Origin of the sequence: Paenibacillus sp. FSL R7-0345, assembly GCF_038595055.1 — a bacterium.
Taxonomy (GTDB): domain Bacteria; phylum Bacillota; class Bacilli; order Paenibacillales; family Paenibacillaceae; genus Paenibacillus_AQ.
This window is the reverse complement of sequence record NZ_CP152002.1, coordinates 2,419,603-2,436,737: the sequence shown is the minus strand read 5'-3', so window position 1 is coordinate 2,436,737 and position 17,135 is coordinate 2,419,603. Positions and strand designations below refer to the sequence as shown.

General features: G+C 49.5%; 5 protein-coding genes. 1 reads left to right on the top strand and 4 read right to left on the bottom strand.

The features are described from left to right. Positions 1-74 precede the first annotated feature (74 nt). The 4 genes from NST84_RS10085 to NST84_RS10070 all read right to left on the bottom strand — a co-directional run bounded on the left by NST84_RS10085 (position 75) and on the right by NST84_RS10070 (position 15,099). Positions 75-7,844: an S-layer homology domain-containing protein gene (locus NST84_RS10085; protein ID WP_342565449.1), complete on the bottom strand. Its 7,770-nt coding sequence runs from the start codon at positions 7,842-7,844 to the stop codon at positions 75-77. Positions 7,845-7,870: 26 nt separating this feature from the next. After that, positions 7,871-13,402 carry a hypothetical protein gene (locus NST84_RS10080; RefSeq protein ID WP_342565448.1) on the bottom strand — a complete coding sequence of 1,844 codons (5,532 nt, stop codon included), beginning with the start codon at positions 13,400-13,402 and terminating at the stop codon, positions 7,871-7,873. 423 nt (positions 13,403-13,825) lie between these two features. Then, the gene (locus tag NST84_RS10075; protein WP_342565447.1) at positions 13,826-14,479 is read right to left on the bottom strand and encodes a deoxynucleoside kinase; all 654 of its coding nucleotides are present in this window, start codon (positions 14,477-14,479) and stop codon (positions 13,826-13,828) included. After that, on the bottom strand, positions 14,476-15,099 hold the full coding sequence (locus NST84_RS10070; protein WP_342565446.1) for a deoxynucleoside kinase: 624 nt from the start codon (positions 15,097-15,099) through the stop codon (positions 14,476-14,478). The genes NST84_RS10075 and NST84_RS10070 overlap by 4 nt, the downstream gene beginning before the upstream one ends. Positions 15,100-15,266: 167 nt before the next feature. On the opposite strand from NST84_RS10070, the gene NST84_RS10065 reads away from it, so the two are divergent. Continuing rightward, entirely contained in the window at positions 15,267-16,841 is a 1,575-nt protein-coding gene (locus tag NST84_RS10065; RefSeq protein ID WP_342565445.1) for a stalk domain-containing protein, read from the top strand. The last annotated feature ends 294 nt before the right edge of the window (positions 16,842-17,135 follow it).

Sequence of the window (17,135 nt, the reverse complement as noted above, 5' to 3'; positions counted from 1 at the left end):
CCACCCATATTGTATTGTGAATTCCCAGCAGAGTGTGCCCGCACTCAATAGCTTCTGGTGCGGGCACGTTCCTCTTATTGCTCGGCTGTAATGAATTGATCAAGTCTGATAGCAATAGCTGCTGCCTGCTCACGTGTGAGCGGGCTTGCCGGATTCACCTTGTTGCCTTCACCAAGGATGAGACCGTTCTTGATGCTCAGTGCCACCGCCTGTCTTGCCCATGCCGGAACCTTGTCCTTATCGGCGAAGCCGGCCAGAATCGTGTTCACTTCAGCATCGCTGATTTCGCTGCCTGTGCTGATGATGGTCAGCAATCTGCCCAGCATCGTCATGGCTTCAATGCGTGTCAGCGTATCCTGCGGTGCATACTTGCCGCCTTCGAGTCCGGTGACAATACCCAGCTGTGCAGCAATCGAGACACTGCGGTTATACCAGCTGCTGCTGCCGACATCACTGAAGCCTGCAGAAGCTGCCTGTTTGTTCATCAGACCTGCAACACGCAGCAGAATCGTTGGATACTCTGCTCTTGTCACTTTACCTGCAGGATCAAAGGTATCTGCAGATTTGCCCAATACGAACAGCTTGGCGGATGCTGCTGCAATACCTTCCTTGCCCCAGCCTGCAGGCATGTCCTTAAAGTTCTTCTGGTTGCTGATGAAGTAGAGGCTGCCCTCTCCGGTCAGCTGTACGTTCACAGCTGTTCCGCTGTTATCCAGCTTCCAAGGTACGGTAGTCCAGTTACCCGCCGCATCCTTCAGCACAATTGCCGTAATTTCCTTAGCCGCAAGCGGCGACGGAATGGCGATTTGAGCTGCAATCGCCGGTGTCCAGCTGCCTGCCGGCAGGTTAGCCGTAACCGTTACGCCCTGTCCTGCAGCCATTAGCGTGAAGCCCTGCTGGTCTGCAATGGCCTTCATCGCCTGCTGGTCTGCACTACCGTTCTGGCCAATGCCTACCACAAGCTCACCATTTACAGCGGCCAGCTTCTCTGGCGTAATAACCAGACGGCCCATAGGAACCTCGATGACAAGATTCTTTTTGGCTGCTGCTGCCTGCTGCACTACATTCTGATCGACACGGATACTGAAGGCGCGCGCGGCAGTATCTGCAGAAGTCACTGTGATATCACTGCCTGCTGCTGCTTCTTTGTCAGTAATCCGGATTACTGCTGTAAGTCCGTTCCACTCAGCGGCAACCGGCTGTCCGTTAATCGACACCTGAGCTGCACCTTCTGGTGCTTCTTCTTCAGCTGGCGGAATGACAACAGCACCGCCGCCTCCGCCACCACCGCCGCCTACAGGTCCGATACTTGTGCCTGGTAAATCAATCCACACACTGGCAGGTACTTGACCTGCTGCCATTACCAGCTTGTCTGTGGATGTCCGCTTAGCCAGAACAATAACATCACCTTTTTGCGCGCTGATAATTCCATCCAGCGGCAGCAGACTCCAAGTGCTTACATCCTCTTTGAATTTCGGTAACACCGCATTGCTGTTATAAACCTTATAAGCAATTTGCTGTCCGGTCATATCCCCGGAGGAAGTAACCGTAACTTTAGTGCGGCTTGCATTACCGTAAACGGTCGTGGAGCTTACTTCCAGCTTGCCGAGTGCCTCCGGTTTAGGTACAGCTACCGTAGAGACCAGCATGCCTTGAAGCGTCACACCCTCAGATACCTGATACTCCGCTTCGATCAGGCTTGAGCCTGTCGCAAGCGCAGTAATTTTACCGTCTGCCGACAATGAAATTGCATCACCTGAGGCTACTGTATAAGTCAGATTCTGCAGATCTTTTGCGGCAATCGGCTCTTCCTTGAATTTCGGCTTGCCTGTAGCTTCGTCCTTGCCGTCCGAAACCTTGAGATAAGCCTTCACATTGTCCAGCTCTCCAGGCTTCAGCGTTTCCGCTCCCTTCAGAATCAGGGCAACAGGAACTTTGTAGCCTGCGTTTGTAATATCCACAACCGCTGTATTCTCATTGCCTGCTTCGTCTGCAGCCACAATATTAAGGGCTACGGATGGGTCTGCAGAATCAATTTTCACGCTACCGGCAAAAGCTCCCGTCAGCGGATCCACCGTGATCGGCGTAGAGATATTAACTTCTTTAACCGTTCCGTCAGCCTGCTTCTGGTTCACCTTGTACTGGGCAGTAAGCAGCGTTCCGGTTGTTGTAGTTCCTGCTACACTAACCTCTCCGCTCTCTGTTCTCTCACCCGTTACCGGCTGGTCGATATACAGCACCGGTGCGATCGTGTCCACAGTCAGGTACAGCATGGTGACCGAGATGTCCTGGGTCGTCTTGTTTCTGGCTCTCAGCTCGAGCGCAAACGGTCCGTCTGTCTGGAACTGGTCAAGATTCAGGACGCCTTGGCTTCCGCCGCCGGTCTTGTTTGTTAAAGCTACCGTCCCGATAGACTTCTCGGCATTGAACACTTCCACAGTCACATTGGACTGGTCTGAAGTGAGCGTCAGCTTCTGCTTAGTTTCACTAGTCAGGAGGTTAATGTAGTTTCCGGTATCCTGCACTGTGCCAGCTCCGCTTGCTACAGTAAGCTTAGGCAGCTTTGGAATCGGCAGCAGCTTCTTGCTGCTGTCCTGGCGCTCAGCGTAGTGATAATTCTGATTCTTGTCTGCATCAGCAGTCGGAACCGTTGCGGAAGTAACACCAACAACATACTCCGTTCCCACTTCCAGACCTACATACTTCAGCTTGGTTACATCTGTAACCGTTCCTTCAAGACTGGTTGTATCCACTTCATTAGAAGTATCCATTGCCTTCCAGCCGCCGATCAGAATACCTTCGTATTTGCCGGTTGCTGCGTTCCAATAAGGCTGGAGCTCTTCTTCGGTGTACAAAATTTCACCAAATGGAGAATATGACTCCAGCTTGCCGTCCACTTCATATTGCGCATCAATTACGAAGCTGTGCTCGTAACCGGCATGTCCCGCTTTTTTGGCTCCCGGTTTGAAGGAGAGCGAGAACAGTCCGTTACCGGCAGGCACAACCGAGACGTCACTGACAGTCTGCGGTGCAAGCGGATCGATAAGCTCGAATTTCTGCGGTGAAGTCTTCGTTCCGAAGGTTGCACTGGATTTCAGCTCTGCACGCAGATAATAGTTGCCTTGTCTGAGCAGCCCGCGGATATCTTCGGGATTGCCCATCAGCGTTACATTCGTTACATCAATTACGGTGCTGCCGCTGGTTACGCCATTGCTGACGGAGCCGCCGGCACCTACTGGTACATCTTTGGCAATCAGCATCCCCGGATCTCCCGGAGAGAGCACCTCTTGCCCGTCAATCACAGTCTTTTCTGTAGTTACCGCATCTTCAGCCAGGTACAGGTTCACTGTATCGCCTTCTGCTGCGTTGGCTACTTTCCATGATGCTGTGAATTTATTAACGTTCGAGTTATCCTTAGCGAGATTTACTTCATTTAGCTGAGGCAGGGTTGGAACATTCAGCAGCTTGGTTTCTACAGGTGAAACAGCTGTAAGCGTCCAGGTACCGCCTTTCTTGGCTTCATTCTCAGGAATAATAATGTAAGCTTTGCGGATATCCACTTCAGCATTAAGCTTGGTTGGATCCGGTGATACATCACTTGCAGGAATATATTGTGTAAAAGCATTAGCCTTAGGATTAACCTTATCCGGGTTGGCAAAGGTTTCGAATACCACCGGATAATCTTTGCCTGCAGCATCATGCAGCCTGAATTCCGGCATAGCCTTACTGCTGTATTCCATTTCAATGATCGCATTGCCGGATGCAGCGCCCATCGGAATTTCATGGATTCTGCCGCCGTTCTTGACAGTAATGCCGCCTACGCCGACATTGACCGATCCGTTCTCAACAAGTTTTACACCTTCTGCTACTTCACGGTAGATAATCTCCTGATTCTCTGCCTCTGCGTTAGGGGCGGCTGAAGTAGCAAGTGTTTCTACCCCTTCACCAATGACCATGAGACGCGGTCCAAGGTCTGGATCATCCACTACGAGCTGGATCATACCGTCAGGCAATTGATCACTCGAAGTACCGAACTCAATACCTCCGCTCCAGTAGTAGGTAATCCCCAGTGAAATGAAGAGGATGCCGATACTTCCCCATACCTTATCATTGTTCACACCGAGGAACATACTGGACAGCGGCATGCCGCCGACAACCGGAACACTGTTCGGGATCTGTATTTTGGATCCGATATAGCCTTCAAAGTCAGTGCGGTTCTTCTCCAGATTCTGTCCGACGAAGATCCCCGCTTTACCAATGATGATATCCCAGCCGCCAATATCCATTTCCGCTTCTACCCGCACAAACCATGGAGTAACCCACTGTGCTTCGAGCAGGGCTTTGGTCAGCATCGGAAGCCGGTCCCCTTTATCGGCATCTGCATCAGCCGAGAAATCCAGTCTTCCTTCAATTTTGAGACCCGTACGTTTCACCGTCAGATCCACATCTCCGAAGAAGTAAGCCGGAGCTATACCAAACCGGAGGCCTACCCCTGCTTCAATCGTCAGCGGGAACGGATCCGCAGATGTACCGCCGGCAATGGTATCTGCCAGTTCACGTACAGCACCGCGTACTTCGTTCAGGTAAGTTGCCCCGGTGATGAGGATACCCGGAGATGGCAATGTTGCCCCGAAGCCAATGACATCCGGGAGAATCCGGCCGTCCTTGACCTTCTTGAGTGCAAATTCAACCTCTACGCCAAGCATGTTCTTCAGCTGTGCATCGAACTTCAGGCCGTAGGTATTTCCTTCACCATCGCCCTGAACCACATGCTTGATTGTAATTTCTCCGCTTGGAGATTCTGGTTCATCCTTTTTCTTCTTAGCTGGTTCGAACAAGCCCATGTTATTTTCAAGACCGAAACCAAGGGAGGCATCTACGCCGTAGAAGCCTGCGCTGTTAAAGATGACATTTTTGATTTCTGCACTTACAACCTTGAGGGACAGTGAGCCTCCAAAGGAGATCCCGCCTTCTCTAAGAATATAGTCATTGAAGCTGAAGCCAAAGCCGTCAATGGCAAAGCTTGGAGCTCCAAACAGCGACTGCTTATTGAAGTAAACATCTTCGATCATAATCTGACGCAGCGGGTTCAGTCTGTCGCCGACAGCGCCAAGTGCCCACTTCAGACTGCCGTTAAGACTGCTGTCTTCCGGATTATGCTTCGATTCATTATCTTTTTTCGCAGTTTGAGGCTTTTGGAGATTAGTAGGATTGAACCCGCCGTCTCCAAGGGACTTGGTGAAGCCGTTGAAGAAGTCTAGCGTCCATTCACCCTTATGGAAAACAAAACCGCTGCTCGCAACGCTAAGGGTTCCATCCCCCTTGATGAACATGGTATCCAGGAACGGCATATCCGCAGGCTGGGATTTACCGAAGATATCCAGCTTGCCGCGGACAAAAGCCAAATCCTTGCCTGTATAGGCTACGGCATCGTTGATAATCGCCGGTTCTGTTTTGGTATCGACGATGACTGTCTCATCCTTGCCGGTACCAACCTGCTTGATCATCCCGCGGACAGTAACCAGAATCTCGCGGTCAATTTTAGCATTCTTGTCCTCTACTTCTGCTACGAATTTATCGTAATCTTTTTCCGTTGCAAACAATCTGTAAGCATACATTGGAGTCTCTTTCAAAGCTGCATCATCCATAAATTCCTTGAGATCAAAGGAAGGATCTACCGCTTTGCTTGCAGCCCCGATCAAAGCTTTGGTTTGCTTATAGCTGGTAACAGCGGAGTACAGGAATGCGCCGTCTTTAAAAGGTTTGTTCGGGAACAGCGAATTCAACTGCTCCAGCAGCTCACCTTTTACAGAAGAACCGTTTGCCAGACCGCTGACATCCACAGCTTCTCTGTATAAAGCCAGTACTCCGGCTTCGCGGATCCGCGTTTCATTATTATCTGTAACCAGGAAGGATTGCGGTGTCGTCATATCATATAAAGCCGCAATTTCCTCATCGCCCCCGGCATCACCTTTATAATCAATTTCTACCTGATATTCACCAAGCGGCAGATCAGGTCCAAGCCCGCTTTTCAGCACATTGCCGCCTTTATCCACCTGCTCTCCGCCGCGGTACGTAATCCGCATAGCGCCGGAGAACCCGTCGTCTGTCGGCTGCATAACCACTGCATCCTGCACATTCACCTTGTACCGGTCTCCGTTTGCCTTATTCTTCAGGAACAGGTCAAAGTTCGGTGCGGTAGTCTCGTTGCCTGTATTATAGGCTTCAATATTCGACAGGTTCACAGTCAGATACTTCACATCTGTGCTGTAAAGCTCCTTCGGTGACAAAGCATAAGAATACGTAGCTGTTGCTTCGCCGATCGGCGGCAGCAGAATGAAGTTGGTACGCGTTGATTCATATTGCGCTCTAATCCCTTCATCCTCGATGCCTTCAATCTTGCCCTGTGTTTCCGGGCTTCTTGCAGAAATCATATATTCCTTGGTTACCGGCCAAGGTCTGCCCTTTGCCTGTACACGGAATGTCGCCGTAATAGCGTCACCCGGCTTGTACTTCGGCTCAATTCCCATTGCAGCTTCTTCAGGAGTGGCCGACTTTTTGAATTCCAGCATTTTGCTGCGGTCATTCTCCAGGACAGGCTTCCCGTTTGCGTCAAGGACGTCTTTTCCGTTTTCATCCTGCCTGACGAAGCTGAGGCCGCTTTCCAGCGTCATCTCCACTTCAATCTTGGAATGCTCCATGTTATAAGCCTGCAGATTCTCAACCTCTGCTGTGACAGTGAAGACTCCGTTGTCGGCGTAGCTCGACGCTACAGTCTCCCCTTCTTTCAGAGGAGCAGTAGCCAGCTGCTGAATCTGATCTACATAACGGATCGAGAACACTTTATCGGGAGCGGTAAGCTCTCCGAGTCCGTATACTGTTTCGAAGCTCTGGAAGCCTCCGGCTGCCAGCTTCTCCGGGTTCCAGTAGAAGGCAACGGCGGAATCCGCCGTGCCGAAATCATTGGTGTCTCTGGTGAAATCCAGATTCGGATTTACTTCATAACCCCATTTTGTATTGGCCAGGCCGTTCCAGTGCCCGACAATCATTTCATCAACAATATTAATGTTCTGTTCGGCAAAGTTATTGAAGCCATAGGCTACAACATTGGTTGCCTGCGGGTTCGTCAGATCGAGCTTATCGCGCATAACCCAGTAGGAAGGAATCTTGTAGTAAGCTCTATCCTCTTCCGGGATTCCGGCATTATCTTCCGGATTATGCACCAGCTTCCGCTCTACCTGCAGCGGAGACTTATAAGCTGTTCCGATTTGAAATTGCGGCCCGTCGTTTCCGCCGACCATCGTATCCAGCAGGATCCGGCTTCCGATTTGAACATCCGCATTGCTGCGGTTGTTTACTTCATAGCGGACGTTGACATTTCCGGAATTGACAGCATCCTTGCTGTCAGTGTAGAGCATCAGAATCTGCTTGATCTCCACACCTTTAATCTTCCAGATCATCTCCAGCTGCTTGGTGCCGTTCGAATTTTCTACCACTTTAGGTGTAGTAGTCTCTGAATAATGGCTGTTGTCGAACTTGTACTTATTCCCGTAAATATAATCCGTTCCGTCAATCCGGAACGTCGTGAACGACGTTTCCGGATCATCTCCCTGGAAAAGTAAATTTACGTTGTCATCATTTTTGCGGATGGGCTGGCCTTCCACAGTCCGGATTCCGTAACGTCCGGTTTCATTATCCACAGTAACCTTAATGAAGTTATTCTGTATAACGGTTGTCTTTGTACTGCTGGCCGCCTCTACAAGCGCATGAAAGCTCTCTGAGGTGGACAGAAATACCAATATAAATGTGAGCATTAACGCTGTAATGCGTTTAACAAGCTTCACCTGTGTTCCCCCTGTTCATCTTTCATTTATTTCAGATTGCCGATAAAGAAGGTCGCAAATTCGCGGTCCCGCTCCTGGGTTCTTACGACAATGGTGTACCAGCCTGTTTTCGGGAAGGTGACTTTAAACTGGCTGTTCACGAGTTCGTTATAGGTCAGTTTTTCCTTCACGAGCTTCAGCTGTCCTTCACGGTACAGACCAGGGTAATACAGAATATCAAAGGTTCCTGCCTGGTTAACCTTGTCCACACCGTCAACCTTCATGACGTTGTAGCCCGTTACCTTGAACGTAAGCGTATTGGTATTGAACAGTGCAGACTCTCCGGAGGATGCCGAGATCAGGGTATCGTTACCGAAGATGAGCAGTCCGCCATCCTTCACAACTACCACATCCTGATAAACAACCGTCTGGTTGCCTACCTGATCAACCGCCGTATAAGCTACACGCTGGCGTCCAAGCTTGCTGAGATCCAATCCGCTGACGGACACCTTTACATCTGGCGCTGCCGATACATTATCGGAAACGGTGAATCCGCCGAGATCCGAGCGGAAGTTGAAGTCTTTCTTGTTCTGGGCAATACCTGCTGTTTCGTTATTCAGTGTCAGCTCAGGCGGTGTGTTGTCAAGTCCCGCTATCGTAACCGGAACCTTGTTCACATTGCCCAGCAGATCCGAAATCGCAACCACTGCAGATCCGCTGCTTCCGAAGTCACGCGAGTAACTGAATGTTCCATCAGTGCCGCTGATCTGATTCGTATAAGACGCTCCGTCTAAGATTGGTCTTACACCGAAGAACATTTTGTTCGGTGCAGTGACTTTACCGCTCAGCGTTACCTTCACTTTACCCTTGGCATATTTCTGTCCGCCGATCGTAACGATCTTGTCTTCCGGAACAGCCTTGCCTTCAGCATCTACATAGGCATACGTTATCTTTCCGACTTCCGGTGAAGAGGAGAGAATATTGTCAACCTTTTCTTTAATGACTGCCGTATTGCCGTAGTCATCGAGTACTGTGAATGAAACGGTTCCGTTCTCAGTTAATGTAATATTTTTGTCCTGGCTGATGATCTTGATCTGCTTATCGGAGCTGTCTGCTTTCTCTGCCGTTAAGCTGACTCCAGTGGAGAACATCACATTTCCTGAGTTATCCTTCAGGGTTCCAAAAGTACCGCTGCCATTCGTACCATATTGATAGGAACGGACAATTGCTACTTTCGGTGCTTCTTTGTTAATATTTTTGACTTCGGCCTTCACCGTATTGGTATTCCCGGCAGCATCCTTAATTTCGAAAGTGAACGTGCCGTTCTCTTTGAAGGTATAGGAGTTCTTGCCGCCATTGTTGGTGATCGTTACCGGTTCAGAAGTACTCTGGAGATAGGCGGTTACATTGTTATTCGTTTTAGCATAGTTCGAATACTCCACAGTGCCTTCCGGCTTGGTTCCATCGATATTCTTCACAACCAGATAGAGTGTATCTGTACGGGCCGTGTCACTAAGATCGGTCAGATCAAAGCTATAGAAGCCATTTTCATAGATCTTAAATTTATTTCCTGTGCGTACAGGCTCCGAAGGGTTGATCTTCGAAGGCATTACGCGGATACCCGGCGGAAGTGTAATTTCAATATCTGCCCCTACCGTAGCATTTACCGGTCCGTTAGTGCTCAAAGCAGCAAGCGCATAAACAGGCTGCACAGATGTAGAAGCACCTTCAATATCCAGCTTGGCGGCTTCACTGATCAAACCGCCCGGTGTTCTGTATTTCACCCATACCTGCAGCTGCTCAGGATTTCCTGTCGGAACCTTCACGGCTACGAAATTGGTATAAGGCTTCCAGTTGATCCAGCTTGTCCCGTTATCAGGGGAAACCGAGTATTCATAGCCCGCTTTATCCTCTGTATCAAGGCTAAGCTTCACAATGGCTGTGTAGCCATCCTGTCCATCACCTGACAAATAGATGAGTGAGGAGTCTGCTTCAGCCGGTGGTGTATCCGATTTGGATGATGCAGATACTTTAAATGTTCCTGTACTTGCCGTAACTGAGCTGTTTCCTGCACCGTCAGTCGCAAGTACATATAATTTGTAATCAGCAATTTCCCCCGCCTTCAAATCCTTGCCGTCAATGACTGCTGTTCCGTCTGCAGGCAAATCCAGCCAGCCTCCGGATGCTTGTGTAGGCACTGGTGCACCTTCAGCTTCTCTTACCCATTGATATTTGCTGACAAGTCCTTTCGTGCTGTAGAACTCCGACACGTTCACCCGTGTCTTATGTTCCGGAAGCGGATAGGAAATAGAATTGATGCTTAAGGTAACTGCTGGTGCTTCGTTGTCAAAATAATAAGCTTTGGAATAGTAATAAGTTCGATCGCTATGCTTCACCATCAGGTGAATGTATTGCGTACCGTTAAGCGCCGGGTTGCCAGGAACTACATAACTGTAAGTAGATTCACTTACGGTAGCGTTCAGACGCATGGCCCCAGGTTCCGGAGCAGCAATTTCTTCTGTTGCTCCCGCTTCAGCAGCAGGTGTTTCCGCCGGCTCAGCACTGCTTTCAGGTGCCGGAGTTTCTTCAGCCGGCAGCAAGGCCAGTGAAGCCAGAACCGGTCCGGAGGACAAGAGCTGAAGAATAGCTACCGGTCCCGTATTGGCCGTAACTTCCGGTACAGTTGGTGCTTCAGGTTCAGCTGGAGCCGCAAGATCTGTAGCCCCGTTTTCACCTTCAATCAAAGATTGAATTGTCATAGGCTGAATGAAGTTGCTGCTAACCTCAAGACCGGTAAATTCACTCTCAGACTCCGGATGAATAGAGCTGCTGCTGATTGCATAGCCTACAAAGCTTGGTGTAACTCCGCTGATCTGGAAGCTTACATCATGGCTCTGCACATAATCAGGATCAGCTTCCGGCAGGAACCGCGTCGGAATCTCTGCTTCAGAGCTTACAACAACCGCTTTTTCCTGCGGTGTCTTGATCGTCTCGTTACCCGCATTATCTACTGCCTTCAGATAGAGCCAGTAAGAACCATCTTCATCGATATCTTCATAGGTAGAACGTGTTACAGTTGTTCCAGAGTATTCTGCAGGCGCCCAATTTGCGCTGTCTGTGGTCGAGCCATCCTTCACCCACTGATACTCAACGCTGCTGACTCCGCTGTGCGGGTCCTGAACAAGTGCTTGTACCGTAGTGCTGGTCTCAGCCGCCATTGTAATAGCAGGGCCATTGTTATCCAGCTTCAGAATACCGACTTCATGCGTCCAGTTGGAATCATCGTGTTTGAAATCGTCAACACTCCAGACGCTCAGATCACCATATTGTCCGACAGCTGCCAGCGCCTGGTTATCGGCATAGAAGATTTTATCTGCTTCCGAGCCGGGAGCTTCTGCTTTCCAGGCATCATATTGCGCCTGGTGACTTGCGACATAAGCCTTTTTCTTCTCATACTGCATTAATTCCCGTGCTGAATCCCAGGTCATATCTGCAGTCCAGGTGTGCAAATACCATTCTCCGCTGTTCTCGGCCTCGAATGCTTCAGCCGGAGGAGAGAGCAGGTTAGTCTTGTTGTTAACAACGGACAGCTGTACATTCTGGAACTCTCCAGGGTACAGCTCTTCCGACGGCTGTTTTGCGGAAAGTGCGTAACGCTTGATTGCCGCGTTATTGTCTCCGGCTACAGAAGCAAACGGATCAGCCTTATCCTTACTCCACCAGTAGTACACAAGACCAACTGAAGGTGAAGCCCCGTCACTCATGTTGGAAGGACGGTAGATACCGCGGCTCGGCCGCTCTGTACCACGGTCTGCTTCAGTCGGATCAAGATAAGGAACTTTAATCGATGGGTCATTGGCATCAATCGTAACTTTGCCCTTATTTAAATAAGTCGTGTTGCTCGCGCCGCCCTCTTCATAACGGTAACCGATGATCGGCTTCGTATTGTCGATGAACAGGTTCGCCCAGTCAATCTTGGAATTGGCCAGCGAGATGTCGCTGCCGATCGGATCAATCTTCTCTTCATGCAGGCCGTCATAGTTAGCAGGCTGAATCAACAGGTTGCCTGCGTAGTCCTGGATAACATCAGTATCCATATTGATTGGCAAGCTGCCGCCCTTGGCATCATTCGATACGGCAATGGCCTTGAGCAGAGGTGTTTCTACGGTTAGTCCGTCCGGCACTGTCATGCGGAAGGTCCAATTTTTTGTATTCTTGCCTGTAACATAATAGGCTTTCATTCCGTTATTGAATAAAATGAAGGTTTTCTTCTCATCCCAGCCGGTTTTGATAATAGCTTCTTCCGTCAGCTGCAGGGTGAAGTCAATGACATCCCCTTTATTCAATGTTACTCCGGTCAGAATCTCCGGCTGGATGCCGTTGGCCGTCTTGGAATACTTAGGACGCACCGCATCGATAATGACCCGGAAGCCTTTTCTGTCATAGTCAAACGGGTTTACATTTTTGCCGTTCAAATAGGCATTACTCCCGCTGCTAGGCAGATTGTTAAGATTTACAGTTGCTTTATTCCCGGCCGCATCACGGAACACGGCTTCTTTTAATTTATTTTCCATCGACATATCCATTGGTGCCCCGCCGCTGGTTCCGCCTGTAATTAACGGTGTCAATGGCCGGTTTCCGCTGTTATGGAACGGCACCCCTGTATATTTGTAGCTGATGTTACTCTGATAGCTTTTCAGATTGCTGTTATTGTAAGTGATGTTGGTCAGATACTGCTGCTGTCCGGCAGCCGGAAGTCCGGTCCCGTCCTCACTGATAAACAGCTTGTGCCGCAGGAAATAATCAGAGTTAGCTGGAACGATCGAAGACGGCTGAACCGGCTCCGTGAAGTTATAGCCAAGTGTGATATTTTCATCTCTCTTAACATACAGCTCTTGCTGATTAATGTTCGTATTCAAGCGTTCCACACCGTTGCCGGTGAACGTATAGCTGTTCAGAACCGGACGCTTGAGATCCTGGAACTTGAGGTAGAAACCGCGCACGCCTGCTGCTTCACCATCGTCGTCCCCTTCGCCGTATACCCAAACTCTGATTACAGAGTCAGGTTTAATGAGGGCAGTAGCAGACTTGTTATATTTTTGGCTGCTGCCTGTTCTTTCATTGATAATGTTCCTTCCGTCGATGCTCACGGTAATGGCCGAATGACGCGTCCAGATAAACCCGGAGTGGCGCCGCAGAACGGCAAAGCCTGTAACCATTTCTGCCTGTCCGCTCAGCGCCATTTCACGCAAAATCGGATTATCCGCTACACGAACTTCAAACGTAACCGTTGCTTCATTATCATCGACCCCGGCAAAAATATCTCCCTTAGCCCAGTCGTACTTGGCATCCTTATCGGTCTCAGTCTGTTTAAAGCCTTCAACCTGGTTATTATAAAAGTTGATAAACGTATTATCTGCAGGGTAGGATAAATTCCCCACATGCGCTCCGGTTTTAAACTGTACCTCAAAGTCATCCCCCGCAGCCGCTGCCAGCCCGCTCCATGAACCGGGTATCAACGACAGCAGCATACTGAGAATCAAACTTAATGAGGTATATTTCTTCATTCTCTTGCTCATAAGCAAATCAATGCTCCCCCTTATTGTTTCATCATTCCTCGTCCGCCGTCCTACAAGAATTGTTAATGTAAAGTCTCATTTACCATGTGCCTGTACCTTCTCTCCTTTCGGCTCTCTTACGGCGGACAAAAAACAAATACATGTTAGCTGCCTATTTTTTCATATCTGAAACCCATTCTATCAGGAGGCTCTAAACAAACTCTTAACAAATCTCGACAAAATACTGTTTCAGAGGGGTAAAAAGGGGGTATTATGCCCGAAAATGAATTTTTTTTGTTATTCCTTCAAAAAAATTGGCTTCTTTTGTCCTTATATAGCAAAAAGAGAGTATTCGCCGTCCCCACACACGGATTCTGAACACTCTCTTTTTAATCAAAAAAAAAAGCCAACCGCTTCCGGCTGGCTCTCATTATATATGAAGGTTTATTTCGATACTGCACTCCGGTTAATTGCCTTGCCCACCTGCTCCAGGATGGCAGACATCGAAGCCGGATCATTTACATCATAGTCGTCAATGTTCAGCCGCAGCACAGGGCAGGCGCTGAATTCGTTGATCCACTGGGAATAACGTCCGTGCATATGCTCCCAGTAGGAGACATCGGTCTGAATTTCCATCTCGCGGCCGCGTTCATTGATCCGATTAAGGATCGACGGGAGGCTCCCTTCGATATAGATCAGTACGTCAGGATGCGGAAAATACGGCGTCATCACCATAGCCTCGTACAGGCTGGTATAGGTTTCGTAATCCGTCTTCGACATCGTGCCCTGATCAGCATGCATTTTGGCAAAGATCCCGGTATCCTCGTAAATCGAACGGTCCTGCACAAAGCCTCCGCCCAGCTCGAACATCTTTTTCTGCTCCTTGAACCGCTCCGCCAGGAAGTAAATCTGCAGATGGAAGCTCCAGCGCTCAAAGTCGTGATAGAACTTTTCCAGATAAGGGTTGTGGTCCACCTGTTCCAGTGAAGTCTGGAAATTCAGGCGCTGTGCCAACGCTCCGGTCAGAGTCGATTTCCCGACGCCTACCGTTCCGGCTACTGTAATAATGGCGTTGTCCGGGATTTGATATGAGTTCATTTCATAAGCTCCTTTAATTGTGCGGCGATTGCACGGTAATCTTCCTGATTCTCCACAAAATCAACCTTGTTTCCATCAATGGTCACGATAACCGTCTCCGGCTCGCGGACGGCCAGCTGAGCCATGGCATCGTCATAATCTTCAATCAGCTGCTGCAGATAATCGCGGGAAATCTCTTCCTCAAACGGTCGGGCGCGCTTCGCAATTCTTTTCAGCAGAGTATCCAGATCCGCTCTGATATACAGAATAATATCCGGCTTGGGCAGATCATCGGTTAGCACATGGTAAATCTCGCGGTATTTGTCCCGCTTCGTTCCCTTCAGCGTCCGCTCGCTAAAGATCAGATTCTTATAAATATGATAATCCGAGATGACCGGCTTGCCCTTCTCTATGTACTCGGTCACGGTATCTTCAAGCTGCTTATAACGGTTGCAGAGAAAGAACATCTCCAGCTGGAAGCTCCAGTCATCCATATTCTGATAGAACTTGTCCAGAAACGGATTCTCCTCTACAATTTCTTTAACGATCGGCAGATCCAGTTCTCCGGCCAGCATCGTAGTCAGGGTGGTTTTACCGGCCCCGATCGGGCCTTCTACTGCTATAAAAGGTGCATGTTTCATTGAACGCTGATTTCCTCCTCAGATACGGACAAAACTTTAAAAAAACAGACTAGGATATTGTATCACAGGTCAGCCGCCAATGAGACGACAATTTTGGTACAGAAACTTTTTACAGGGTATGTGCGTCTAATTGTAAGTTAATGGATTTCAGTAAAAGGGGATTATATATGAAAAAATGGACAAAGCTGCTCGGCCTCGCACTAAGCTTAGCCACAGCAGCAGGCATTCCTTCACTAGGGAGCGGAGGAAGGGCGGAGGCAACTGATACTGCAGCCGCTGTTACCAGTATCTCCGCCTACGGGCCGGATCACCTGATCAAAAAGGACGGCAGCCTGTGGGTGTGGGGCGACAGTCATTCCGTTCCGACCAAGGTACCGGGACTCGCAGAGGTTAAGGCTTCTTTTGGCCTTGTAGGAGGCGGACTTGCGGTTAAGCAGGATCTTTCCGTCTGGCAATGGCAGACGAATCCCAAGACTTTGGTATTGGAAACAGTGCAAGTGCCGGAAATGACCGGCTTAAAGGATCTTGCATGGGTACAGGGTACATACCTGGCTGTATGCGGAGAGGGTGCTCTCTACCAGGCAGCATTACCGGAATACGGGGTTACATCGGTCTCCTTCACCCCTGTAGCCGGGATCGATGGAGTCACTGCCGCCGGGGGCTATTCGGAAGAAAATAGCCAGAGCTACTGGAAGAGATACCTATTCCTGAAGCAGGACGGGACGGTCTGGACCTCGACGGACGAATTGGCCACGTTCCATCCCGTCCGAAATCTGAGCGGAATCATCCAGTTGGAGAGTAATTTTGCACTTGCCGGTGACGGTACCGTCTGGACCTGGCCGATCGAGTCGATCTATAATCCGGTTGCCGCCAGTGATGTGATGAATCCGGTTCCGGCATCCAGTCTGAAGGACATCCGTATCCTCCGCGACAACGGGCGCAGCACGCTTGCTATCGACAATAGCGCTAATCTCTGGTTCCGCGGAATGACCATTACCGGCAGCTCTGACGGCACCACCTTCCATGAGCAGTCTGTTCCGCTGCGCTTCACCGGCATCAGCAATGTAACGGACGCTTATATTATGGAACGTTCAATCGTTGCTCTGACAGCAGATGGTAAAGTCTATACAACTTCTCTCGGGGAAGAGCGTATTACCGCAGATGCAGAATTCTCGCTGCTAGCCACGAACATTACCTCCATAAAAGGCGGCGGACGCCATGTTATCATGCAAAAGAGTGACGGCACCCTTTGGGGCTGGGGCGTCAACAAAAACGCGCAGCTCGGCTACGCTAACTATGATTTCAGCTTTGACCAGCCGGTGCCGATGCAGAAGCCGATAGCCGTCACCCTTAACGGGGAACCGGTTAATCTGACCAACGGTGTGATTACCCGCAGCGGCCAGAACTTTGTTCCTTTGCGCTCGCTATTTGATAAACTGGGGGCTATCGTCGCCTATAAAGAAAATCATACGACCACCCCGACCAGTAATGGAGGTACAGCCTCAAAGGTTGAGAAAATCGTAACCATTACCCGCACCGCTGCCAGCAAACCGGCCCTCTCCATCTCAATTAATACCGTAAGCGGCGAAACAACCGTCAACGGTAAAACAGTAACAATCGTCACACCGCCGTTCATTGTGAACGGTACAATCTATCTTCCGCTGCGCTTTATCAGCGAACAGCTCGGCGCCACCGTCAACTGGCTGCCGCAGCAGGAGGAGATTGCAATTAGTATGAAATGATGCAGTCTTCATATGGTTTAGCCATGGTGTAGTTATACAGAACAGTCCAGGATCCCGCCTAATATGCGGTGATGCGGGGCTGTTTTTCATTTAAACAGACCATCAATACTTTAACTGCACTTTCTGCAACTAATCGGCGCGAAAAGAGCTGATTTTTCAGTTTAACTGCAGTCTGTGCAACTAAAAACCCCCATTTTGCTCGTCAGAACCAAATTCGCCGCTTTTAATTGTATAAAGTGCAGCTAAAGCCGCGGCGACAGTGAAAATGAGCATAATAAGTATACAAAGTGCAGT